Source organism: Aquabacterium sp. (assembly GCF_041915145.1).
In the GTDB taxonomy this organism is placed as follows: Bacteria; Pseudomonadota; Gammaproteobacteria; order Burkholderiales; family Burkholderiaceae_C; genus Aquabacterium.
In genome coordinates this window covers 14,056-37,314 of record NZ_JAYSBZ010000023.1, presented here as the reverse complement: position 1 = coordinate 37,314, position 23,259 = coordinate 14,056, and the positions used below count along the sequence as shown (strand labels likewise).

Genomic DNA, 23,259 nt, shown 5'->3' with positions numbered 1-23,259 from the left:
GGAGCACGCCATGAACCAAACCGCCTCATCGTCCCCCGCTGCCGCGCCCGATCGCGACGAGCTCACCCTGGTCTACTCGTGCTCGGGTTGCTCGAGCGCCGCGCAACTGGCGAATCACCTGGCGGTGCGCCTGGATCGCGAGGGCAGCGCCGAGATGTCGTGCATCGCGGGCATCGGCGGGCACGTGCCCAGCCTGCTGCGCAAGGCGCAACGCGCGGTGGCGTCCGGCCGGCCCATCCTGGCGATTGACGGCTGCGCGCTGGCTTGCGTGCGCGCCTCGCTGGCCCAGCACCAGATCGTGCCGACCGTGCACCGGCAGCTCGACGCCGATGGCGTCAAGAAAACCTATCGCGCCGACTTCGACTCGGCCCAAGCCGACGCCCTGCTGGGCGAGTTGCGCACCCAGGTGCAATCGATGAACCGCCTGCGCGCCCAACCGCGCGCGAGTCAAGCCCCAGGCGGTTGCGGCGGCACCGGCCAATGCCGCTGCGCTGGCGGTTGACGAGAAGGGCGCGCTTCAGCGCCCCAGGTAGGTCATCACCATCAGGCCCAGCGGCGCGAGCGCCGTGAACACCGCCACGATGCGGCGGAACACCGGGCCGGCGTGCTGCACCTCGAGAAACTGCGTGGCCACCAAGCGCCCCTTGACCCAGGCCACCAGCGCCACGCCCCAGCCCAACCAGGCATGCGCGTGGCTGCCGTGCGCGAGCAGCAGGCTCACGCCGGCCAGGGCCACGAGCGCGATCCAGGTCAGCGTCAAGGCCGACACCCCCGGGCGGCCGCTCGACCGAGCCGGTGCGGGAGCGTGCGGTGTGGGGTGGTCTTGCATGGCCTCAGCCCGTGAAGGCGTAGAAGAAGGTGAACAGCATCAGCCAGACGATGTCGGTGGCGTGCCAGTAGACGGCCAGGGTTTCGAGGCCGCGCAGGTCGTCGGCTCGGTAGGTGCCCATGAAGAGCCGCGCGGTCACCCAGGCCATGCCCATGATGCCCCACGAGGCATGCACGAGGTGGTTGATGGTGAGGTAGTAGTAGACGGTGACGAAGACGTCGGCATGCGCCCGCAGGCCATGCGCCTGGTTCCAGCCCACCTCGAAGAACTTGAGCAACGGGTAGCCCAGCGCCGTGACCAGCGCCGCGACGATCCAGCGCCGCGCCGCCGCCTGCTGCCCGCGCCGCACGGCATCGACCGTGCGGGTCAGGAAGTAGCCGCTGGTCACCATCACCATCGTGATGCCCAACCCCGCCGTGGCCCACAGCCGCTGCGCGCCTTCGTGAAAGGCTTGCGGATTCAACGCCCGGGTGGTGAAGTACACCGCGAAGAACACCGCGAACTCGAAGAATTCGAGCGAGATGCCGACCCACATGCCGGTGAAGCCCGGCCGCAAGGGGAAGCGTCGCGGCGGTTCGGGCCAGTCGCCCCCCGCCACGGCGCCCGCGGCGTCCAGCGTGGTCGCGCTCAAGCGCCGACCGCCCGCGCCACGGCGTAGGCGCTCACGATGAAGCCGATCACCACGACCAGCCAGCCGATCATCAAGGCCGGCCACAGCCAGGGCGCGCGGCGCAGCTCCATGAAATCGAGGATCACCATCAGGCCCTTGACGAGCGAGAGGCCGAACATCACGAGCACCGCCGTCACACCCGCGCGGCTCGACAGCCCGCTCTCGCCCAGCCAGAACGTCACCAGCGTGGCCGCCACCAGGGCCAGCCAGATCAGGTTGAGACGCCAGGACGTCGGGTGAGCAGCAGTGTGAGATGACATCATCAACCTCGTGACCATCAACGCATCACGTAGACCAGCGGGAACAGCACGATCCACAGCAGGTCGACCATGTGCCAGAACGCGGCGCCCGTTTCGAGGGCGTGGCAGTTGTCGCGCCCATAGCGGCCGCGCAGCGTGTGAACGAGCAGGATCGTCAGCAGGATCATGCCCACCAGCACATGCAGGAAGTGAAAGCCGGTGAGCATGAAGTACAGCATGTAGAAGTCGTTGGTCGACAGATCGATGCCCGCGTGCAGCTTGGCCGCGTACTCGCTCAACTTCAGGCCCAGAAAGCCGCCGCCGCACAGCAGGGCCCCGACCAACCAGCCCGCGCCCGCCCGGCTGGCATCGCCCCGCACCGCATGCACGGCCCGCGCCACGCACCAGCTACCCGTGATGAGCAGCAGCGTGTTGACCACCCCGGTGTGCAGATCGAGCGTGCGTTGCGATTCGGTGAACACGGCCAGGTGCCGCGCCCGCGTCACCGAGTAGGCCAGGAACAGGATGCCGAAGGTCAGCAGTTCGGCCAGGATGACCAGCCAGATCACCAGGTCGCCGATCAAACGTGGCTGCGCCGAGCCGACCGCGTTCGATGCGGCAGGCGTGACAGCAGGGGCGGGAGCGGCGGCTGGTGAAGTAAGCACGGCAGTCATCGGGTGCGAAGCAGCTTTGCGCGGTTAGACAAGATCGATCTCGAACACGTCGTCGTCGAAGGCATGGTCGATCAGGATGCGGCGCACGCGGCCTTGCCACAGGTCGGCGAACTCGGCGTGGTCGTCGGCCGAGGCCTCGCCGTGCAGGCAACGCTGCATCAGTGGCGCCATGCGCGGGTCGGCCGGCACGCGCTTGAGATGCGCCTGGGCACACACCGTCGCGCCGGTATCGGCCCGGGTGAAGCGCAATTCGGTGGCAATGGGCTCGTTGAACGCGAGCAGATCACGACGCACGAACTGCCCGCCGATACCCTTGAAACCCCCGGAGCCAGACGCCCCGGTGATGAGCCCGACCACGCCCGCCACCACCCCCATCGTGCCCGACTCGATCGGGTCGCGCAGCGCCACCTCGATCCGGCCGCGCACCGGCATGGCATCCGGGTAGAGCGCGTTCAGGCTGCGCGCGCACAGCCAATAGGCACTGGCCACCGTGGGGCAAGAATGACCGGCCAGACGCACGGCATCGGCGTAGCGATAGTCGAGCACCCCGCCCTCGGCGGCGCCCAAGAACGCGGCCAGCGGGTCACGCAGGCGGATGCCGGGAACCTGATCAAAAAACGGCGGGAAGATCGACGCGTTCATCGCATCACTGCACGATGAAATCGATCACGATCGCACCCGGCTCGCGCTGGCGATATTCAATACGCACGCGGTTGCCGTAACGCGCTTCGAGCTGAGCGAGCAGCGGCAGCGGATCGTGGTCGTTGCAAAAGCGCATGGTCTCGCCGGCGTTGAGCGTATCGAGCGCGCCGAAGATGGCCGCGTGGCGGAAGCGCTTGGCAATGCCGCGGGCATCGAATGGATAGAGCGCGTCGGGCGAGGTGTGAACGTGAGGGTGATGCATGATGCGAATCCGTTTAAAGATTTATCAAGGATACATCTTTATGCTAAAGCCCCACTTGCGCCAGAACAATACGTCGCACGAACTAGTGCGACGTGCCAGCGGGCGCCCTACACTGGGCGCCACTCGGCTGCCCGACTGGCCGAATCAGCCTGGATACCGCCATGAACATCTCTTCGTTCGACGACCTGCTGCTGGCCGCGCGCCAGCAACCCACCGCCCAGCGCCTGTTGCTGGTTTTTGCCGGCGCGTCCTTGCCCGCCGATGCCACCCCCGAGCAGCGCGCAGCCTTCGATGCCGGACACGGCGGCGAACTGGCGCCGCTGATGTGCGTGGACAAAACCCCTGACGAATTGATCAGCTTCACCGCGCTCGTCGCCGAAGCCGATCAGTTCGGTCACCCGTGGGCGATCGTCTTCGTGGCCGCGCTATCGGGCAGCGCCACGCAGGCACCGTCGAGCAACGACGCGCAAGCGCCTTTGCAGAGCATGGTCGAATCGGTCAAGAGCGGCCAGATCGGCGCGTTCATTCCGTTCGACCGCTCAGGCCGCGCCGTGCGCCTGGCCTGACTCCGCTCACACGTCCCATCAACCAGGGCGGCCGTCCAGGCGCGGGCGGCCGTACCAGCGCCCGTAGCGCACGGCCCAACCGCCCACCGCGATCAGCCAGACCGACGCGGCGGCCAGCAAGATCACTGGCGCCTGGGCCGCCCAGATTGCTCCGACCAGGCGCAGCACCACCGCGCCCTGCAGGGTCCAGAACAGCCCCCAGACGAGGTTGTCCGCCGCCAGGGGCCGACCGCCGTGCCCGCAGCTCACGCGCGTGACCATGGCGATCAGCACGCTGCCCAGAAAACCCATGGTCAGGGCATGCAGGGGCAACAGATTCAAGGTCACGCCGCTGATGGATTCGCACGCCACGGCCACGGCATCAAGCAGCAACGCCACGCCCAGCCAGACAAAACCCAGATGCAGCATCGCCAGCAGGCGGATGCGCAGGCTCTGCACCAGGCCCCAGCGCACCGCCAATGCCAGCACCAGCAGGCCGAACACGCCTGAGCTGAACACGCGTGCGCCGTTCAGCCCCGGGCTTTGCCACGCGAGCGCGTCGGTCAGCACCCACCCGCCTTGCAAGCCCACCGCGGCCAGCAGCGTCCACAGCAACCAATTGGGGCGCCACGCGTCGAGCACCGGCAGCGCCGAGGCGGTGAAGAACGGAATCATCCGATGCGCCACCGTGACGTACACCGGCACGACGAACCACCACAAGCCCAGCAAGGCGGCCAATCGCACCGCAGCCCAGTGCTGCGCCAGCGCACCGACAGCCGCCGACGCGAGCACCGCCACGCCCACCACGCACGCCACGGCGATCACCGAGGCATGCAGGCGGTCGCGAGCCGGACTGCGCCGCACGAGATCGATGAAGCGCACCGTCAAGCGCGCCCAGCCGCCCACCACCAAGACGAGCCCGGCCGCCGCCAGCAGATGCCCGACGTGCGCGCCGATCAGCCACCCCGCCCAGCCCAGCACCATGACCGCGACCGGACGCGCGATGGCGGACGCCGCGACCTCGGGCATCTGCAACCACTTGGGGCCGGCGGTGAACAAGAAGCCGCAGAAGAACAAGGGCATGAAGCCCAGGCTCATCACGAGGGCATGCACGAAGGTGGCCGGCACGGCGGCGCCCAGCGTCAGGCCGGCATGCGCCAGCGGGCCGGCGGGGAGTCGGCTGAAGATCTCGACCCACCACCACGCGGCCGACAGCGTCATCACCACGGCGGCCGAAAAAAAGGCCAGCCGATGCGGCGCATTCAACAAGACAACCCAGCGCCACGGCGCGGGTGCCAGAGCGGCGGCGGAATCAGGAGCGGGCGAAGAGGCTGGACGCGGCGCGACGGTCTTATCGGCTGGCATGAGGAGCGTGCTTGGCCGCGCGACCCGGCCATTGCGGAGGGCCCACGGCGTCGAGAGTGTTCTTGAGCAGCAAACCATACTCGGTATCGCCTTCCATGACCATCAAACGGTCAAAGAACAGCGTGTCCGGATCGTCGCGACCTTGCAGCAAGCGCCAGTAGACCTCGGCGGTGGCGCGCAGACGCAAGGCCGTCGGCTGGCTGGACGTGGCGGGCGACAAGCCGCCGGGCTGAGCAATGAGGCGACAGGTGATGCCGAGGTCGTCCACCACCAGCTCGACCACGCGACCCGACAGCTCGCGCTGCGTGGCGCGGTCCACGCGCGGCCACCACAAGCGGTTGAGCGCCTGCGCCGCCACCATCGAGGGCGGCCACACCGGCAGGCGGCGAATCACGTTGCGCAACAGCTGCTTGGGCTGCTGCAAACCTTGCTTGAGTTGCTTCGAATCGATCATGAGGTCACCCATTCGCGGCCCGCGTGGCGTGCGCGGGCGTAGCCGTTGGACAAGGGGCCGGGCAGGCGCAGCGCGCGCAGCTCGGCCAGGGCAGCGGTGGCATCGGCCCCGTGGTTGAACACCGCGTCGAAGGCCTGCAGCACCGGCATGAAATCGCGCGACGTGGGCGACAGGCGCAAGCGCGTCACCCCAGCCTCGCGCAGCGCGCGGCCCTCGCCGAGCAGGCATTGCACCGAGCCCGATTGGGTCTGGATGCCGTTGAGCGCCAGGAAGTCTTCGCCCTCGCGGGTGTGCAGCGCCAGGCCATCCGGGTCGTCGAGGCACAGAAAGCCGCAGCTGTCTTTCTGCACACGATGGTGACGCGCCGTGAAGCAGCGCGCCGACAGTGCCAGCGGCATGCGGCCGAAGGCGAACACCTCGGTCTGCACCGGCGAAGGCGTGGCCCCGCCCGGCGGGTTGACGCGCCCCACGTCGATCAGCGGCAGCTCGACCGGCGGCACCCAGCGCGTGGCGCCCAGCGCCGCGTATTCGGCCAGCGCCGGCGCGTTGTAGACGTTGACGTGCAAGCCGATCACCCACGGCGCGTGGCCCGCCAGCAGGCGCACCGCCGCCGTGTCGTTGGCTTCGAGCAGGTAGTCGCCCTGCTCCGTCCAGCGACGCAGCGCGCGCAGCTCGGCCTCGGTCTCGATCAGGGCTTGCGTGCCGATCACCACCTCCTTGCCGGCCTGTTTCAGGTCGCGGGCCAGGTCGAGCCAGTCTTCGGGCTTCATCTCGTGGCGACGCGAGCACACCACCTCGCCCAGGCACACGGTGCGGGCGGGCGAGTCGGCCACGTCGGCATAAAAGGCCGTCAGGGTGGGCCGCGACCAGTAGTACTGCACCGGCCCCACGCTCAATTCAAATTTTGCCGTCATGTCGTCCAGACCCCTCTCATTGCCAGGGCCGCGACAGCGCGCCCAGCGTGTGCTGCTGCCCCTCGGCCAGGCGCCCCAACGCCGCCGTCCAGCTCGGCTGCACGGTGTAGCGCTCGGGCTGCGCCATGCACGCGTCGATGGCCTGGCGCCAGGTGCGCGTCACCTGCTCCACGTAGGCCGCGCTGCGTTGTCGGCCTTCGATCTTGATGGCGCGCACGCCGGCCTTGATGAGATCGGGCAGCACCGACAAGGTGTTCAGGCTGGTCGGCTCCTCGATCGCGTAGTCGACCGTGCCACCGACCTCGAAGCGCCCCTTGCACAAGGTCGGGTAGCCGCGCGGCTCGTCGGGGGTGAAGCGGTCGATCAGGATGCCGCCGAGTCGGGCTTCGACATCGTCGCCCACGTTGTCCCAGCGCACGGCCGAGGGCGGCGAGCACACGCCCGAGTTGTTGGGCGACTGCCCCGTGGCGTAGGACGACAGCGTGCAGCGCCCTTCCACCATCACGCACAGGCTGCCGAAGCCGAACACCTCGATCTCGACCGGCGTGTTGCGGATCACGTGCGCCACCTGCGAGAGCGTGAGCACACGCGGCAGCACCGCTCGCTGAATGCCGTAGCGCTCGCGGTAGAACTCGATGGCTTCGTAGTTGGTGGCCGAGGCCTGCACCGACAGATGCAGGCGCAGATTCGGGTAACGCTGGCGCGCGTAGGCCATCACGCCGGGGTCGGCCAAGATCAGGGCGTCGGCGCCGATATCGGCCGCCACGTCCACCGCCTCGCGCCAGCGCTGCGGCTCGGCGGCCTGCGCGTAGGTGTTGAGCGCCATCAGCACCTGACGACCACGCTCGTGGGCATAGCGCACGCCTTGGCGAGCCTGGTCGAGATCGAAGTTCAAGCCGGCGAAGTTGCGCGCGTTGGTGGCGTTCTTCAAGCCCATGTAGACGGCATCGGCGCCGGCATCGATGGCCAGCTGCAGGGCCCGCAGCGAGCCCGCCGGACACACCAGATCGGGCCGCACGGGCCGAGACATCGCGTTCATGTGGGGAGGTGTCCTTGCTGAAACAAATCGCCCGGAGCCCTGCTCCGAGCGGTGCGCCGGAGTTTGGCCACCTGCTTGCACCATGGATTTGACGACGCGCAAGGAAGCGCGTGCCGTTCGTCCAGCGTCAGTGCGTCGGCGCGTCGCCCGCCCCGGCCTGCAGGCGACGTGCCATGCCGGGCGTCTGCCAGACCGAACCGTCGCGGTACACGATCAAACCGTCGAGCCCCGGCGTGCGCTCGATGAGCCGGCGACCCTCGCTCGCTCCCATCACCATGATGGCCGCGCCCAGACCGTTGAGCCGCCTCACGTCGTCCGCCACCAGCGTCACGCCATGCGGCCCCTGAGTCGGGTAGCCGGTCTGCGGGTCGAGGATGTGGTGGTAGCGCCGTCCGTCACGCTCGAAATAGCGCTCGTAGTCACCCGACGACGCCACGAGGCCACGCGTCACTGCCAGCACGCCGAGCAGGCGATCAGGTTGACGCGGATCGCGCACCCCCACCCGCCACGGGCGACCACGCGACAACCCGGACACGGCCACGTCACCGCCGCCGTTGATCATGGCGTTGCTCACGCCGTGCCGCTTGAGCGCTTGGATGCCGGCATCGAGGATCACCAGCTTGGCAATGCCGCCGAGGTCGATACGCATGCCCTGGCGTTGCAAGAATGCGGTGCCGGCGCGCTCGTCGAGCTTCACGGCTCGATAGTTGACCAGCGGCAACTGCGCCGCGATTTGATCGGGCGAAGGCATGGCCGGTTGCGCCGAGTTGAAGCGCCAGCCGCGCAACGAGCCGACGGTGATGTCGAACGCGCCATGGCTGCGCTCGGACACGCCCTGGGCCATCTGCAACACACGCATCAATTCGGGGGGCACGGGCACCGGCTGGATGCCGGCAGCCACGTTGATGGCGCTCACCACGCTGGTCGGGCTGTAGTGATTCATCATGTCCGACAAGCGGACCATCTCTTGGTACGCCGCCTCGAGCGCGGGGCGCAGACGGGGGTTAGCCGAAGCCGCGTCGTCTTCAACGGTGATCTCGACCACCGTGCCCATCAAGGGGCGGGTTTCATGCAGCTCGGCGGCGAGCGACGAGCTGCATGCCAACCAGCCGGCCAGCACGGCCGACCAGCCGAAGGCAAAGCCCCGCAACACGCGAAGGCCTCGCCCGCGAGGCAACACGATCAACGAGCCTTGTCGGCCATGTAGTCGACAGCGGCCTTCACTTCGTCGTCGGTCATGGTCGAGCCACCACGCGGCGGCATCATGCCCTTGGCGCCAGTGAAGCCTTCGAGCGCATGCTTGTAGAGCGTGTCCTTGCCCTGAGCGATGCGCGGGCCCCACTCTTCCTTGCTACCGAATTTGGGTGCACCACCCGCACCCGACGCGTGGCACATCGAGCACGTCTTGTTGAAAGCCTTCTTGCCAACTTCGTTTTCGCCGCCGGCCGCTGCAGTGGCCTCGGCCGGAGCGCTCGTCGAGGCGCCAGCCGATGCGGCGGCGGCCGGAGTCGCGGCAGGCGTTTCAGCGGCCTGAGATGCCGGCGCCGAAGCGGCCGGAGCGGCAGATTCTTTCGGGCTGCAAGCCACCAGGGCCAGCAGGCTCAGCAGCAGAGCAGCGGATGCGTGTTTCATGAAGCGGATTCCTCAAATTTGCAGAACAGAGGATTCTATGAACGCGTCGCGCCTCAAAACATGAAGCAGTTCAAGAAGTACCTCTCACCCGCCCTTTCGCGGGGGCTTGATTTCAATCAAACAGGTTTTCGTCAGGCTTATCGCACGTCAATGATTTCATCTATCCTTGCGGATGAAGATCACTCGCCCTAGGGGATTCACTCAGCCGGCATCTGTCAATCAGCAATCGGGGCTCGCCGGCTTTCAATGACCGAGCACAACCGTGAGGACGCAATCATGAGTCAAGAAAAGAAGAACGGAACCACATCTCAAGACGCTTCGGCGACCGGCCTGGGGCGTCGCCGATTCCTGAACACCGCTGCCGCCGCCGGTTTGGCTGGCGTTGGCATGGCGGCGTGCACGGACAAGCAAGCCGGTGGCAGCAGCGCCTCGGGCGCGGCGTCCGGTTCTGCCAGCGCGGCGAGCGCGCACACTGAAGCCAATGCCGGCGCGGAAGCCGCCATGCACCCGAAGCCGGGCGAACTCGACACCTATTACGGCCTGTGGAGCGGCGGTCACACGGGTGACGTGCGCGTGCTGGGCATGCCCTCGGGTCGCGAAATCCACCGCATCCCCTGCTTCGTGCCGGACGCGCTGGTCGGCTGGGGCATCACCAACGAGTCCAAGGCGGTCATGGGCACCAAGGCCGACGGCTCGCTGCGCTACACCATCGGCGACACCCACCACGTGCATGCCTCCTACAAAGACGGCAATTACGACGGTCGCTACGCCTGGGTCAACGACAAGATCAACGGTCGTCTCGCCCGCATGCGTCTTGACTACTTCGTGTGCGACAAGATCACCGAGCTGCCCAACATCCAGGGCTTTCACGGCATCTTCCCGGATAAGGCCGATCCGGTCGACCCCAAGATCAACTACACCACGCGTGTGTTCTGCGGTGCCGAGTTCTCGATCCCGCTGCCCAACAACGGCAAGGACGCCGACAAGCCCGAGGCCTACCATTCGCTGTTCACCTGCGTCGATGCCGAGTCGATGGACGTGCGCTGGCAAGTGCTGATCGACGGCAACTGCGACCTCGTGGCCACCTCGTACGACGGCAAGCTCGCCGCCACCAACCAGTACAACACCGAGATGGGCGTGCACTACGAGGACATGATGTCCGCCGAGCGCGACGCCTGCTGCTTCTTCAACGTCGCCCGCATCGAAGAGGCCGTCAAGGCCGGCAAGTTCAAGACCTACGGCGACTCGAAGGTGCCGGTGGTTGACGGCACCAAGGCCGCCAACACCGATCCGAAGACGGCCCTGACCGCCTACGTGAGCGTGCCCAAGAACCCGCACGGCGTGAACGCCAGCCCGGACGGCAAGTACTTCATCTGCGCCGGCAAGCTCTCGCCCACCACCACCACGATCGAGCTGACCAAGGTGCTGGACTGGTTCGACGGCAAGCTGGCCAAGCTCGACGACGCCATCGTGGCCGAAGTCGAAGTGGGCCTGGGCCCCCTGCACACGGCCTTCGACGGCCGCGGCAACGCCTACACCACGCTGTTCCTCGATAGCCAGATCGTCAAGTGGAACATCGACAAAGCCATTGCCTTCCACAAGGGCGACAAGAACGCCAAGTACGTGGTCGATCGCCTTGACGTGCAATACCAGCCGGGCCACTTGAACGCCTCGCAGTCCGAAACCAAGGCCGCCGACGGCAAATGGCTGGTCACGGGTTGCAAGTTCTCGAAAGACCGCTTCCTGCCCGTGGGCCCGCTGCACCCCGAGAACGAGCAGATCATCGACATCTCGGGCGAAAAGATGGTGCTGATGGCCGACCACCCCGTGCGTGGCGAGCCGCACGACTTCGTGATCTTCAAGCGCGATCTGCTCAAGCCCAAGCAGGTCTACAGCCTTGATGATTCGCCGCTGGCCGTGAAAGACGCCAAGGACTGCGCCGTGATCCGCAACGGCAAGAAGGTCACGGTCAAGCTGACCTCGCAGGCGCCAGCACTGGGGATGCGCGAGTTCAAATTGAAGAAGGGCGACGAGGTCACGCTGATCCTGACCAACCTCGACAAGGTTGAGGACTTGACCCACGGCATCGCGATTCCGAAGTACAACATCCAGTTCATCGTGAACCCGCTGGAAACCAAGTCGGTGTCGTTCGTGGCGGACAAGCCGGGCGTGTTCTGGATGTACTGCACCAACTTCTGCCACGCCCTGCACCTGGAGATGCGCAGCCGTATGATCGTGGAGGCCTAACTCCACCCGCGAATCCGGCCAGCGTGCCGGGTTCGCACGCTCAGCCTGCCAACCGCCCCCAAATGATGAAGTTGCTATCGATGGTCCAGGCGGTTCGCAGAACCGCTACCGCATTGCTGCTTGGCTTCGCGGCCCACACGGCCGCTCATGCCGGCGGCTCGCCTCACGCCAACGCCTACGAGGCTGCCTTGCCGGCCGACTTGGCCACGGCACCCGACCTCTGCGCCCGCGTTCCGTGCGCCGATGTGTTCCCTGGCGCGACATCCTTTTCCGAACGCAAGGGCCAGCCGCCGTACGTCGAAGCTTATGGCGCCGACCCGGCCAAGCCCGGCGGCAAGAAGCTGCTCGGCTACGTGATGCTGTCCACCGACATCACCGACACGCCCGCCTACTCGGGCAAGCCGGTGGTCACGCTGATGGGCATGGACACCGCCGGCCACTTTGTCGGCGTGAAGGTGCTCAAGCACTCCGAGCCCATCCTGCTGCTCGGCATCCCTGAAAAAGCGCTCATCGACTTCAACCACCAGTACGTGGGCAAGTCGGTGAAGGACAAGATCGAAGTCGGCCCGTCGCGCCCCAACGAAGGCATCGTGGGGGTGGACGCCATCTCGGGCGCCACCGTCACGGTGATCGCTCAAAACCAGGTGCTCACCACCTCTGGCAACGCGGTCGCCCGGCAAGTGGGCATCATCGCCCCCACCGTGCGCAAGCCGGCCGTGTTCACCGACCGCGGTGAGGTGGCCGACTGGGCCACGCTGGTCAAGACCGGCGCCGTGCAGCGCGTGGTGGTGCAGCCCGAGCAAGTGGGGCTGGCGCGCACGGGCACGCCGTTCATCGAGCTGTGGTTCGGCTCGCTCAACGCACCCGACCTGGGCCGCTCGGTGCTGGGCCGCGACGGCTGGGCCAACCTGATGAGCCGACTCAAGCCCGGCGAGCAAGCGCTGTTCGTGATCCGCACACAAGGCAGCGAGTCGTTCAAGGGCTCGGGCTTCGTGCGCGGCGGCATCTATGACCGCGTCCAGATCCATCAGGACATGGACACCTTCACCTTCCGCGATCTCGACTACCTCAACCTGTACGGCGTCGAGGCCGTGGGCGCGCCGGCCTTCACCGAGTCGGCGATATTCATCATCCGCTCCAAGGCCTTCTCGGCGGCCTACCCCTGGAAGTTCAACTTCCTGGGCAACAAGGTGGACCGCGCCACCGGCGCCCGCACCTTCGCCAACTTCGATGCCGAATACTGGCTGCCGGCCGCCTACCTGCAAGGCGGTCGCCCCGAGGTAATCAAGCCCGACGCACCGTGGGTCAAGGTCTGGAAGACCCGTGCCCCCTACATCGCGCTGTTCGCCGTGCTGCTCGTGGCAGTGGCCGTGGTCTACGCCCTGCGCGACCAACTCACCCGCCGCTCGACGCGCAAGAACAAGTGGCCGGTCAACAGCTTCAAGTACAGCGCCTGGGTGCTGAGCATCGCCTTCGTGGGCTTCGGCGTGATGGCGCAGCCCTCGGTCACGCAGGTGCTGACCTGGTTCCACTCGCTGCTGTTCCACTGGCAGTGGGAGCTCTTCCTCACCGACCCGTTCATCTTCCTGTTCTGGATCTTCATCATCGTCACCGTGTTCGTGTGGGGACGCGGCCTGTTCTGCGGCTGGCTGTGCCCGTTCGGCTCGCTGTCCGAGCTGCTCTACAAGGTCGGCGGCATGGTCGGGCTCAAGCGCTTCCAGTTCCTGGTGCCGCGCCGCTGGCATGACCGCCTCAAGTGGGTCAAGTACGCCGTGTTCTTCGGCCTGCTCGCGGTGTCGTTGTTCTCGATGAGTCGCGCCGAGATGCTGGCCGAGGTCGAGCCCTTCAAGACCACCTTCCTGGTCGGCATCCTGAACCGCCCCTGGCCTTATGGCTTGTTCGTGGCCACGCTGCTGGGGCTGTCGATCCTCACCGAGCGCCCCTACTGCAAATACCTCTGTCCGTTGGGAGCCTCGCTGGCGATGCCGTCGACCTTCCGCTGGTTCGGGCTGCGTCGCAAGCAGGAGTGCAATTCGTGCAAGGCCTGCGCGGTGGGGTGCGGCTCGCAAGCCATCGACGAGCACGGCCGCATCGACCACCGCGAATGCCTGCACTGCCTCGATTGCATGGTGCTCTACACCGACACCCATGCCTGCCCGCCGCTGGCGCAAGAGCGCAAGAAGCGCGAGCGCGCCGGCCAGCCGCTCACGCCCGTGGGCCGCGATGGCTACTTCATCCCCATCCACCCGGTGGCCCCGACCGCTGAATCTTCTCGGTGACCCGCCATGAAAATCTCGTCCATCGACCCCACCGTGCCGACGCGTCCCGTCGAGCCGCCCTACGCCGAAACCCGAAGCGCGGCGGGTTGGCTGCTGGCTGAGCTGGTAGACCACCTCTGGCCCTGGAGCCGCAGCGGCGTTGCGCAGCGCCGGGTGCTGTCGGCCATCGGGATGTCGCTAGCCCTGTGCGCGAGCGTGGCGTGGCTGCTGGCCGCCACGGGGCGCCTGCCTGCCGGCGGCATCATCGGCTGGTGGTTCGGCTGGAGCCTGTGCGAAGTGTTCATTCGCCTCAATCACAAGCGCTACGTGAAAGACGGCCCTTGGTGGGGGCGCCGCTACCGCGAGGCCAGCGTGATGGACATGCTGTGCTACGTCGGATTCAAGAATCTGCTGATCGGCGCGGCGCTCTTTTTGGCGAGCAAGTCGCTGGGCGATCTGGTGGTCGTCTGACGATGCCGCGTTCGCCGCGACCCGCGGCCCGGGTATGGGCCGCGTTCATCGCTTTCGCGCTGTGGCTGCCCTCGACCGCATCGGCGGCGGCCACGCGCGGCGTCCACCCAGGCGAATCGATCCAGCAAGCGATCGACCGCGCCGCGCCGGGCGACGTGATCGAGATCGAGCGCGGGTTCTATCCAGCCAACCTGCGCGTATCCAAGCCGATCACGCTGCGTGGCATTCACCGCCCGACCATCAGCGGCGGAGCACGCGGCGACACCATCCGCGTCGTCTCGCCTGACGTCCACATCGAAGGCCTGATCGTGCGCGACTCGGGCGACAGTCTGCTGGATCAGAACGCCGGCATCTACATCCAGCCCGGCGCGCACCGTGCCGTGGTGCGGCACTGCGATCTCACCTACAACCTGTTCGGCCTGTGGATCGAAAAGGCCAACGACGTGGTGATCGACGGCAACGTGATCACCGGCAAGCGCGACTACCCCTCGGCCCAGCGCGGCAACGGCATCCAGCTCTACAACACCACCGGGGCGCGCATCGAGGGCAACAACATCGGCTTCGTGCGCGACGCGCTCTACATCGACGTCTCGCACCACGCCGTGTTCCGCCGCAACAAGCTGCACCACAGCCGCTACGGCACCCACTACATGAACTCGTACTACAACGTCTGGGAAGACAACGACACCTGGTTCAACCGGGGTGGCTTGGCCCTGATGGAGGTGCGTGATCAGGTGGTGCGCAACAACCGCGCCTGGGGCAACTCCGACCACGGCATCATGCTGCGCAGCATCCAGGATTCGGTGATCGAGAACAACGTGGTGGCGGGCAACTCGCGGGGCTTCTTCATCTACGACGTCGAATACACCAAGCTGCTGAACAACCTCGTGGTGGACAACACCGTGGGCGTGCATCTTTCCGCTGGCTCGACTCGCAACGAAGTCGAGAGCAACGACTTCATCAGCAACCAAGAGCAAGTGCGCTACATCGGCGCACGCGACGAGATCTGGGGCGCCAGACACGGCAACCACTGGAGCAACTACCTCGGCTGGGATCGCGACGGCAACGGCATCGGCGACGTGCGCTACGAAGCCAACGACATGGTCGATCGCCTCACCTGGCGCTACCCGATGGTCAAGCTGCTGCTGTCCAGCCCGGCCGTGCAGGCGCTGCGCCTGGTGGGGCAGCAGTTCCCGGTGCTGCGCGTGCCCAGTGTCATCGACCCCAACCCCCGCATGCAACCCAGCCACACCGACTGGCGCCAGTGGCTCGGCCGGCATTTCGCCGCCGGCAACTCGACCAGCAACGCCACCCCTGCCGCCGACGCTCATGAATAAGGTCGCCCCGACACCCCACGCCGACGCCATCGCCGTGCGCGGCGTGCACAAGCACTACGGTGCGCTGCATGCCGTGCAAGGGGTCGACCTTGCGGTGCAACGCGGCGAAGTCTTCGGCCTGATCGGCCACAACGGCGCGGGCAAGAGCACGCTGTTCAAGATGATGCTCGGGCTGATCCCGATCAGCGCCGGCGAGATCATCGTGGACGGCGCTCGCGTGGGCGGCCCGGACTTTCGCGCCGCGCGCCGCCGCATCGGCTACCTGCCTGAAAACGTCGTGCTCTACGACAACCTCAGCGCCCACGAAACCCTGCATTTCTTCGCCAAGCTCAAAGGCATTGCCCCGGCCCAGCGCGAACCGGAATCGCAGCGCGTGCTCGATCTGGTCGGCCTGAGTCATGCCGCGCGGCGTCACGTCCGCGAATACTCCAAGGGCATGCGACAGCGCCTCGGCTTCGCCCAGGCCTTGCTGGGCTCGCCTCAGGTGCTTTTTCTTGACGAACCCACCTCGGGCCTCGACCCGGAGGCGATCCGCAGCTTCTACGCCACGCTGCGCGGCCTGCGCGAGCAAGGCGTGACGATGATCATCACCTCGCACATCCTCGCCGAGCTGCAAGAACGGGTGGACCGGCTCGCCATCCTGTCCGGCGGCAAGATCCAGGCCGTGGGCAGCGTGCAAGGCTTGCGCGAGCAGATGAACATGCCGCTGCAGATCGAAGTCATCTGCGCCAACAACGCTGGCGCGGCGCAGGCCGCCCGCGCCGCCTTGGCGTGCCTGCCCGAATCAACCATCGATCAACAGGGCGACCGCTTGACCGTGCGCTGCCCGCGCGCCAGCAAGATGGCAGCGCTGTCGGCCTTGGCTCAGCTCGCCGCGCCAGTCAGCGCCGACGCCGCCGTGCAAGACATCAAGGTCATCGAACCCTCGCTCGAAGACGTGTTCTTCGGCTTCGCCGACTGAAAGGCGCGACCATGGAACTGCATCAAGTCCTCACCATTGCCGGCAAAGAGTGCCGCGACCGCATCCGCAACCGCTGGGTGTTGTCGGTCGCCGTGGTGTTCACGGTGTTCGCCCTGGCCATTGCCTACTTCGGCGGCGCGCAGCAGGGCACGGTGGGCTTTCGCTCCATCGAGTTCACCATCGCCAGCCTCGTCAGCCTGGTCATCTACCTGATCCCGCTCATCGCGCTGCTGCTCGGCTTCGACGCCATCGTCGGTGAGCGCGAACGCGGCTCGCTCGATCTGCTGCTGGCGCTGCCCATCACCCGCTTCGAGCTGCTGCTGGGCAAGTTCCTGGGCCTGGCCGCCGCGCTCACCGCGTCCACCGTGGCGGGCTTTGGCCTGGTCGCCGTGGTGCTTGCCACGCAGATCAGCGCGGGCGCGCTGTACCACTACATCGGCTTCATGCTCAGCTCGGTGCTGCTCGGCCTGGCCTTCCTGAGCCTGGCTGTGATGCTGTCGGTGTTCGCCGCCGATCGCACCCGCGCATCGGGCTTGGCCATCGCCGCCTGGTTCTTCTTCGTGCTGGTGTTCGACCTGCTGGTGCTCGGCGCCCTGGTCGTGACCGGCGGACGCTACAGCGGCGAAGTCTTCCCCTACCTGCTGCTGCTCAACCCGGCCGATGTCTTCCGCGTCCTCAACATCTTCTCGCTCGACGACGTACGCACGCTCTACGGCCTGGCCAGCATCGTCCCCCCCGCGCTCGGCAATCCGGCGTTGATGGGGGCCGTCATGCTGGCCTGGATCGTCACGCCGCTGGGCATTGCATCCTGGAGATTCCGTTCATCATGATTCGCGCCTCTTCCGCCCTCGCCCTGCGCCACCGCCTGGCGCCCCTCGTCCTGCTGACGCTGCTGGCGGCCTGCGACAAGCCCGCGTCCACCACCGCCACCGCGCCCGGCGAAATCAGCGCCCAGACAACCTGTTCGCTCGACGGCATGGCTCTGGCCGACTACCCCGGCCCCAAGGCACAGATCCTCTACGAAGGCCAGACCGAGCCGGTCTTCTTCTGCGACACCGTCGAGCTCTTCCACACCCTGCTCAACCCTGAGCAGGTCAAAGCCATTCGTGCGGTCTATGTGCAAGACATGGGCCGCGCCGATTGGGACAATCCGCGGGGCAACTGGACCGATGCCAAGCAGGCGGTCTACGTGGTCGGCAGCAAGCGCAAGGGCTCGATGGGCCCGACCATCGCCAGCTTCGCGCAAGAGGCCGATGCTCAAAAATTCGTGGCGCAGTTCGGCGGCAAGGTGCTGCGCTATGGCGAGGTCAAGCCGGACATGGTCGACCTCAGCGGCGGCGCGCTGCACGACTCCCGCATGTAAAGAGGCCCTCCGGCCACGCCGCACCCGACGCTTCTGCTCCAATTCACGCTTTCGAAAGATCGCCTCATGCTCGCACATCGTTCGCACCGACTCTTTCCCGCTGTCACCGATTCCATCCAATTCACTGGCGCGTTGATTGCACTGCTGGCCACCTCGTCCACTGCCTGGGCTTGCTCCAGCTGCGGCTGCAACCTCAGCCCCGACTGGGTCGCCTCGAACGGCAACACCGGTGCCGGCGTCAAGCTCGATCTGCGTTACGACTACCTGAATCAGAGCCAACTGCGACAAGGCACGCACCGCATCTCGCCGCAGGCGGCCAGCCAGGTCGTCAACGACGGTGAGCCGCAAGAAGTCGAGCAGTACACGCGCAATCACTACTTCACCGCCGCGCTCGACTACAGCCCGCAACCCGATTGGGGCATCAACGTTCAGTTGCCTTATGTGTCTCGCAGCCACAGCACATTGGGCGATGCCTCTGACGGCGTCACTGCCGGGGCTGATGGCAGGCAATTCCACTCGCACACGTCGAGCCTGGGCGACATGAAAGTCCTTGGTCGCTACCTGGGGCTGACACCCGAGCGCAATCTTGCGCTGATCGCTGGCCTCAAGCTCGCCACGGGCAGTCACACCAAAACCGGCACATCGACCGACCCCGGCGCGCCCGGTGCCGTCGATCTGGATCGAGGCTTGCAGCCCGGCACCGGCACGACCGACGCCATCGTCGGCCTGACCTACTCCGCTTCGCTCAACCCGAGTTGGGACTATTTCGTCCAAGGCCTGTTTCAGGCACCGCTCCATGCGCGCGACGACTACCGCCCCGGCAATGGCCTGAATCTCAATGCAGGTTGGCGCTACCTGGGGCTGCCATCCGTGCAGCCGCAGGTGCAGATCAACGTTCGCCACGCCAGTCGCGATACGGGCGCCCAAGCCGACACGGCCAACAGCGGCGGCACCTTGTTGTACGTCAGCCCCGGCGTGGCCGTCCCGCTCGGCAACCAGACTTCGGTTTACGGCTACGTCCAACTGCCGCTCCATCAGAACGTCAATGGCGTCCAACTCGTGCCGCGCTTCACCGCATCCATCGGTTTGCGCCACGCCTTCTGATCTGGCTTGGTTTGAACATGTGGAGTGCACGCATGAATCTGTTGCCCTCACTCACGCTCCGCGGCGCATGCGTCGCACCGAGCTACGGCGCAGCGCTAGGGCCGCGCCCGTCCATACGCCTGCGCCGCGCCGCCTCCACCACCCTGTCATTCGTTCTGGCCTGGATGACGCTCAGCGCCGTCGCGTGCGACCATGCCTACTGCGAAAACGCCGATGCCAAGGCGGACGTTCGTCACGCGCTGAGTCAATCGGCCACAAGCCATAAACCCGTGCTGCTGATCTTCGGCGCCAACTGGTGCGAAGACTGCCGCGCGCTTGATCAAGCGATCAAGAGCCCCGCTACCGCCGAGCTGCTGTCTCACGAATTCGAACTGGTCAAGATCGACGTGGGCAACTTCAACCACAACCTGGATATCGCCACCACCTACGGCAACCCCATCAAGAACGGCATCCCGGCCGCCGTGCTGCTCACCGCCGACAGCCGCGTGCTCTATGCCACCCACGCCGGCGAACTCGCCGATGCCCGGCGCATGAGCAACCAAGGTGTTTATCAATTTTTCAAGTCGACTGCCGAGCGCACGCAAGACAAGCCCCAACACTGAGGCTTGAGCCGCGACACAACAAAGTCGTCGTCCAAAACAAAAAAAGCCAGCTCACGCTGGCTTTTTCTTTGACGGTACCCCGCTCCCGACGGGATACAGCCCATGGCTTATTCAGCCTTGTCGGTGCCCTCGGCAGCGGCGGCTTCAGTGCGCTCGACCAGCTCAACGTAGGCCATCGGCGCGTTGTCACCCACGCGGAAGCCCATCTTCAGGATGCGGGTGTAGCCGCCCGGACGAGCGTTGAAGCGCGGGCCCAGCACGTTGAACAGCTTCACCACGTTGTCGCGGTTACGCAGACGGTCGAAAGCCAGGCGCTTGTTCGCCAAGCTCGGCACCTTGGCCAGCGTGATCAGCGGCTCGACAACGCGACGCAGTTCTTTTGCCTTCGGCAGCGTGGTTTTGATGGCCTCGTGCTCGATGAGCGAGTTAGCCATGTTGCGCAGCATCGCTTGGCGATGTGCCGAAGTACGGTTCAGTTTACGGAGACCATTTCCGTGACGCATGATGTGCTTTCCTTTCCATATTTATCCCCGCAGCCGGATCAGGTACTGCGGGTTGCACAACGAGGCAATTTGCCTCTGCTCTTCCAAACGCCAGCACGCTGTCACGTGCTGGCGCATTCATCAACAAGCGATCAACGCTTGTCCAGACCTTGCGGCGGCCAGTTCTCGAGACGCGAACCCAGGGCGAGACCACGCGAGGCCAGCACTTCCTTGATTTCGTTGAGCGACTTGCGACCCAGGTTCGGGGTCTTGAGCAGCTCGGTCTCGGTACGCTGAATGAGGTCGCCGATGTAGTAGATGTTTTCGGCCTTGAGGCAGTTTGCCGAACGCACCGTGAGCTCGAGCTCGTCGACCGGACGCAGCAGAATCGGGTCGAACTGCTGCGCGCTCTTGGCCGGCGCATCGAACACGCTGCCGATGTCGCTGCCTTCCAGCTGCGCGAACACCGCCAGTTGCTCGACCAGGATCTTGGCCGAAGCGCGGATGGCTTCTTCCGGCGAAATGGCGCCGTTGGTTTCGATCTCAACCACCAGCTTGTCCAGATCGGTACGCTGCTCGACGCGGGCGCTTTCCACGGTATAGCTCACGCGCTTGACCGGCGAGAACGACGCGTCCAGCACGATACGGCCGATCGCCTTGGTCGATTCGTCACCGTAGCGACGCAGCGAACCCGGCACGTAGCCGCGGCCCTTTTCAACCTTGATCTGCACGTCCAGCTTGCCGCCTTGCGACAGATGCGCGATCACATGCTCAGGGTTGATGATCTCGACGTCGTGCGGCGTCTGGATGTCGGCGGCCGTCACGGGGCCTTCGCCTTCCTTGCGCAGCACCAGGGTCACTTCGTCGCGGTTATGCAGACGGAACACCACGCCCTTGAGGTTGAGCATGATGTGGACCACATCTTCTTGCACGCCGTCGATTGCCGAGTACTCGTGCAGCACACCGGCGATGGTGACTTCGGTCGGCGCATAACCCACCATCGACGACAGCAGCACGCGACGCAGCGCGTTGCCCAGCGTGTGGCCATAGCCGCGCTCAAACGGCTCCAGCGTCACTTTGGCGCGATGGCCACCCAGCGGTTCAACTTGGATGGCTTTGGGTTTCAGCAAATTCGTTTGCATGAGGTCTTCCTGTCAATACCCTCGGCTCGTTACACCGATAAGGCTGATGGACCAACCGGGGCATCTGCCCCGGAGCGGTACGCGGCGACGCGAACTACCGCATGGGCAGCACCCGCCGCCCAGCATCGCGTCAACCAATAGATCAACGCGAATACAGCTCGACGATCAACGATTCGTTGATATCGGCACCGAACTCGTCGCGGTCAGGCGTCTTCTTAAACACGCCTTCGAGCTTGGCAGCATCGAGCTGCACCCAGCCCGGCAGGCCGATCGACTCGGCCAGCTTGACAGCTTCGTGAATGCGGGTTTGCTTCTTCGACTTCTCACGCACGCCCACCACGTCACCCGCCTTGACCATGTACGACGGGATGTTCACCACTTCACCATTCACGGTGATGGCCTTGTGCGAAACCAGCTGACGCGCTTCGGCGCGGGTGGAGCCAAAGCCAAGGCGATAGACAACGTTGTCCAGACGCGATTCCAGCAGGAGCAGCAGGTTGGCGCCGGTGTTGCCCTTGCGGCGCTCGGCCTCGGCGAAGTAGCGGCGGAATTGCTTCTCCAGCACGCCATACATGCGCTTGACCTTCTGCTTCTCACGCAATTGCAGACCGAAGTCCGAGGTGCGAGATCCCGAGGTGCGGCCATGCTGACCAGGCTTGGAGTCGAACTTCGCCTTGTCGCTGATCGGGCGGCGTGCGCTCTTCAGGAACAGGTCGGTGCCTTCACGGCGAGAAAGTTTGGCCTTGGGGCCGAGATAACGTGCCACGTTAATGTCCTCTTTGAATATCTAACGCGGAATCACCTGATCAACAGATGAACGCCGCGCGAGTCTGGCGAGTGTTGTTGAATGCGCTCAGACGGTGGGCTTGGAGTCGGCGCGATCTGCCGCGAACAGCGGAAAGCCCTCATCAATGAAAGCGCCGGCACAGCCAAAAGCCGTGCCGGCAAGCGGAAACTTGAAAGTTTAACCGATTTTGACCAACTCTCGCCAAAAGGAGCCGGCCTGAAATCTGACGATCCCTTTAGATGCGACGACGCTTCTGCGGGCGGCAACCATTGTGCGGCACAGGGGTCACGTCGGAGATGGACGTGATGCGAATGCCCAAAGAGGCCAAAGCACGAACCGACGATTCACGACCAGGACCCGGCCCTTTGATTTCGACGTCGAGATTCTTGATGCCTTGTTCTTGAGCAGCACGGCCTGCCACTTCTGCGGCAACCTGAGCAGCAAAAGGCGTCGATTTACGTGAGCCCTTGAACCCTTGACCACCGCTGGACGCCCACGACAATGCATTGCCCTGGCGATCCGTGATCGTGATGATCGTGTTGTTGAACGACGCGTGAACGTGAGCGATACCGTCCGCAATGTTCTTGCGGACCTTCTTGCGCACGCGTTGGGCGGCGGTGTTAGCAGCTTTAGCCATGCTGACCTTCTCTCAAACTTGTTCTGTGTTCGAAGCGACTACGCGTTAGCTTACTTCTTTTGGCTCACGCCCTTACGCGGACCCTTGCGGGTACGTGCATTGGTGCGAGTGCGCTGACCCCGCATCGGCAAACCACGACGATGACGGAAGCCGCGATAGCAGCCTAAATCCATCAAACGCTTGATATTGATGGAAATCTCACGGCGCAGATCGCCTTCGATGGTGAGCTTGCCCACTTCATCGCGCAATTTTTCCAAATCGGCGTCGGTCAGATCCTTGACCTTCTTGCTATAGGCGATGCCGCAAGCGTCGCAGATTTGTTGCGCGGTGGTGCGCCCGATCCCGTAGATCGAGGTCAAACCAATCTCAGTGTGCTTGTGCGGCGGAATATTGATGCCAGCGATACGTGCCATGTGCGTCCTCTATCGGATAGTTCGTCGCGTGCCCAGGCTTAGCCTTGGCGCTGCTTATGACGCGGGTCCGTGCAAATTACACGCACCACGCCCTTGCGACGGATGATCTTGCAATTGCGGCACATCTTCTTGACGGATGCCGAAACTTTCATGGTCTTCTCCTTGACCTCTAAATCGCCAACGCTTCCGG

The 23,259-nt window shown here is 65.3% G+C and carries 27 protein-coding genes and 1 pseudogene; 10 read left to right on the top strand and 18 right to left on the bottom strand.

The annotated features are described in order from the left end of the window. Positions 1-10 precede the first annotated feature (10 nt). A complete protein-coding gene (locus ACE3SS_RS06410) occupies positions 11-502 on the top strand; it encodes a putative zinc-binding protein (RefSeq protein ID WP_374592332.1) in 492 nt (163 codons plus the stop codon). Positions 503-517: 15 nt separating this feature from the next. On the opposite strand, the gene ACE3SS_RS06405 is transcribed toward ACE3SS_RS06410, so the two are convergent. The 6 genes from ACE3SS_RS06405 to ACE3SS_RS06380 are packed head-to-tail and all read right to left on the bottom strand — an operon-like array spanning position 518 to position 3,316. After that, positions 518-829, bottom strand: a complete 312-nt coding sequence (locus ACE3SS_RS06405) for a cytochrome C oxidase subunit IV family protein (protein WP_374592331.1) — start codon at positions 827-829, stop codon at positions 518-520. Between the two features lie 4 nt (positions 830-833). Beyond that, positions 834-1,460: a cytochrome c oxidase subunit 3 gene (locus tag ACE3SS_RS06400; RefSeq protein WP_374592330.1), complete on the bottom strand. Its 627-nt coding sequence runs from the start codon at positions 1,458-1,460 to the stop codon at positions 834-836. Continuing rightward, entirely contained in the window at positions 1,457-1,759 is a 303-nt protein-coding gene (locus tag ACE3SS_RS06395) for a cytochrome C oxidase subunit IV family protein (protein WP_374592329.1), read from the bottom strand. Before ACE3SS_RS06395 ends, ACE3SS_RS06400 begins: the two co-directional genes overlap by 4 nt. A 17-nt stretch (positions 1,760-1,776) precedes the next feature. Further along, positions 1,777-2,412: a cytochrome c oxidase subunit 3 family protein gene (locus tag ACE3SS_RS06390; protein WP_374592328.1), complete on the bottom strand. Its 636-nt coding sequence runs from the start codon at positions 2,410-2,412 to the stop codon at positions 1,777-1,779. A gap of 24 nt (positions 2,413-2,436) precedes the next feature. After that, positions 2,437-3,054: a hypothetical protein gene (locus ACE3SS_RS06385; protein ID WP_374592327.1), complete on the bottom strand. Its 618-nt coding sequence runs from the start codon at positions 3,052-3,054 to the stop codon at positions 2,437-2,439. 4 nt (positions 3,055-3,058) lie between these two features. Then, the gene (locus tag ACE3SS_RS06380; protein WP_374592326.1) at positions 3,059-3,316 is read right to left on the bottom strand and encodes a DUF2249 domain-containing protein; all 258 of its coding nucleotides are present in this window, start codon (positions 3,314-3,316) and stop codon (positions 3,059-3,061) included. 161 nt (positions 3,317-3,477) lie between these two features. On the opposite strand from ACE3SS_RS06380, the gene ACE3SS_RS06375 reads away from it, so the two are divergent. Continuing rightward, on the top strand, positions 3,478-3,882 hold the full coding sequence (locus ACE3SS_RS06375; protein WP_374592325.1) for a ribonucleotide reductase subunit alpha: 405 nt from the start codon (positions 3,478-3,480) through the stop codon (positions 3,880-3,882). 18 nt (positions 3,883-3,900) lie between these two features. Here the strand turns inward: ACE3SS_RS06375 and ACE3SS_RS06370 are convergent, their stop codons facing one another. The 6 genes from ACE3SS_RS06370 to ACE3SS_RS06345 form a co-directional block, all read right to left on the bottom strand. After that, a complete protein-coding gene (locus tag ACE3SS_RS06370) occupies positions 3,901-5,226 on the bottom strand; it encodes an NnrS family protein (RefSeq protein ID WP_374592324.1) in 1,326 nt (441 codons plus the stop codon). Next, entirely contained in the window at positions 5,213-5,680 is a 468-nt protein-coding gene (locus ACE3SS_RS06365; RefSeq protein WP_374592323.1) for an SCP2 domain-containing protein, read from the bottom strand. Before ACE3SS_RS06365 ends, ACE3SS_RS06370 begins: the two co-directional genes overlap by 14 nt. Then, positions 5,677-6,594, bottom strand: coding sequence for a U32 family peptidase (locus ACE3SS_RS06360; RefSeq protein ID WP_374592322.1), 918 nt, complete (start codon positions 6,592-6,594; stop codon positions 5,677-5,679). Before ACE3SS_RS06360 ends, ACE3SS_RS06365 begins: the two co-directional genes overlap by 4 nt. 16 nt (positions 6,595-6,610) lie before the next feature. After that, positions 6,611-7,624 (bottom strand): peptidase U32 family protein, encoded by a 1,014-nt coding sequence (locus ACE3SS_RS06355; RefSeq protein ID WP_374592342.1) that lies wholly within the window; start codon positions 7,622-7,624, stop codon positions 6,611-6,613. 136 nt (positions 7,625-7,760) lie between these two features. After that, on the bottom strand, positions 7,761-8,813 hold the full coding sequence (locus ACE3SS_RS06350; protein ID WP_374592341.1) for an FAD:protein FMN transferase: 1,053 nt from the start codon (positions 8,811-8,813) through the stop codon (positions 7,761-7,763). A 2-nt stretch (positions 8,814-8,815) separates the two neighbouring features. Continuing rightward, on the bottom strand, positions 8,816-9,265 hold the full coding sequence (locus ACE3SS_RS06345) for a cytochrome c5 family protein (protein ID WP_374592321.1): 450 nt from the start codon (positions 9,263-9,265) through the stop codon (positions 8,816-8,818). A gap of 276 nt (positions 9,266-9,541) precedes the next feature. On the opposite strand from ACE3SS_RS06345, the gene nosZ reads away from it, so the two are divergent. The 8 genes and pseudogenes from nosZ to ACE3SS_RS06305 all read left to right on the top strand — a co-directional run bounded on the left by nosZ (position 9,542) and on the right by ACE3SS_RS06305 (position 19,608). Beyond that, the gene (gene nosZ, locus ACE3SS_RS06340) at positions 9,542-11,512 is read left to right on the top strand and encodes a TAT-dependent nitrous-oxide reductase (RefSeq protein WP_374592320.1); all 1,971 of its coding nucleotides are present in this window, start codon (positions 9,542-9,544) and stop codon (positions 11,510-11,512) included. Positions 11,513-11,592: 80 nt separating this feature from the next. Further along, positions 11,593-14,241 (top strand): annotated as a pseudogene (locus tag ACE3SS_RS06335) (4Fe-4S binding protein). Between the two features lie 2 nt (positions 14,242-14,243). Beyond that, on the top strand, positions 14,244-15,578 hold the full coding sequence (locus ACE3SS_RS06330) for a nitrous oxide reductase family maturation protein NosD (protein ID WP_374592319.1): 1,335 nt from the start codon (positions 14,244-14,246) through the stop codon (positions 15,576-15,578). Continuing rightward, on the top strand, positions 15,571-16,539 hold the full coding sequence (locus tag ACE3SS_RS06325; RefSeq protein WP_374592318.1) for an ABC transporter ATP-binding protein: 969 nt from the start codon (positions 15,571-15,573) through the stop codon (positions 16,537-16,539). The genes ACE3SS_RS06330 and ACE3SS_RS06325 overlap by 8 nt, the downstream gene beginning before the upstream one ends. Before the next feature lie 11 nt (positions 16,540-16,550). Continuing rightward, positions 16,551-17,369 (top strand): ABC transporter permease, encoded by an 819-nt coding sequence (locus ACE3SS_RS06320; RefSeq protein WP_374592317.1) that lies wholly within the window; start codon positions 16,551-16,553, stop codon positions 17,367-17,369. Beyond that, positions 17,366-17,902, top strand: a complete 537-nt coding sequence (locus ACE3SS_RS06315) for a nitrous oxide reductase accessory protein NosL (protein WP_374592316.1) — start codon at positions 17,366-17,368, stop codon at positions 17,900-17,902. The genes ACE3SS_RS06320 and ACE3SS_RS06315 overlap by 4 nt, the downstream gene beginning before the upstream one ends. Positions 17,903-17,968: 66 nt before the next feature. After that, positions 17,969-19,006, top strand: coding sequence for a TonB-dependent receptor (locus ACE3SS_RS06310; RefSeq protein ID WP_374592315.1), 1,038 nt, complete (start codon positions 17,969-17,971; stop codon positions 19,004-19,006). Between the two features lie 32 nt (positions 19,007-19,038). Further along, positions 19,039-19,608 carry a thioredoxin family protein gene (locus ACE3SS_RS06305; protein WP_374592314.1) on the top strand — a complete coding sequence of 190 codons (570 nt, stop codon included), beginning with the start codon at positions 19,039-19,041 and terminating at the stop codon, positions 19,606-19,608. 107 nt (positions 19,609-19,715) lie between these two features. Here the strand turns inward: ACE3SS_RS06305 and rplQ are convergent, their stop codons facing one another. From rplQ to rpmJ, 6 genes are all read right to left on the bottom strand, one after another. Beyond that, the gene (rplQ, locus tag ACE3SS_RS06300; protein WP_374592313.1) at positions 19,716-20,111 is read right to left on the bottom strand and encodes a 50S ribosomal protein L17; all 396 of its coding nucleotides are present in this window, start codon (positions 20,109-20,111) and stop codon (positions 19,716-19,718) included. A 131-nt stretch (positions 20,112-20,242) separates the two neighbouring features. Then, a complete protein-coding gene (locus ACE3SS_RS06295; RefSeq protein ID WP_374592312.1) occupies positions 20,243-21,232 on the bottom strand; it encodes a DNA-directed RNA polymerase subunit alpha in 990 nt (329 codons plus the stop codon). Between the two features lie 142 nt (positions 21,233-21,374). Then, positions 21,375-21,998, bottom strand: a complete 624-nt coding sequence (gene rpsD, locus ACE3SS_RS06290; RefSeq protein ID WP_374592311.1) for a 30S ribosomal protein S4 — start codon at positions 21,996-21,998, stop codon at positions 21,375-21,377. A 256-nt stretch (positions 21,999-22,254) separates the two neighbouring features. Then, positions 22,255-22,656, bottom strand: a complete 402-nt coding sequence (gene rpsK / locus ACE3SS_RS06285) for a 30S ribosomal protein S11 (RefSeq protein WP_374592310.1) — start codon at positions 22,654-22,656, stop codon at positions 22,255-22,257. 50 nt (positions 22,657-22,706) lie between these two features. Continuing rightward, the gene (rpsM, locus tag ACE3SS_RS06280; protein WP_374592309.1) at positions 22,707-23,069 is read right to left on the bottom strand and encodes a 30S ribosomal protein S13; all 363 of its coding nucleotides are present in this window, start codon (positions 23,067-23,069) and stop codon (positions 22,707-22,709) included. A gap of 38 nt (positions 23,070-23,107) precedes the next feature. Beyond that, positions 23,108-23,221, bottom strand: a complete 114-nt coding sequence (gene rpmJ / locus ACE3SS_RS06275; protein WP_035036301.1) for a 50S ribosomal protein L36 — start codon at positions 23,219-23,221, stop codon at positions 23,108-23,110. Positions 23,222-23,259: the final 38 nt, after the last annotated feature.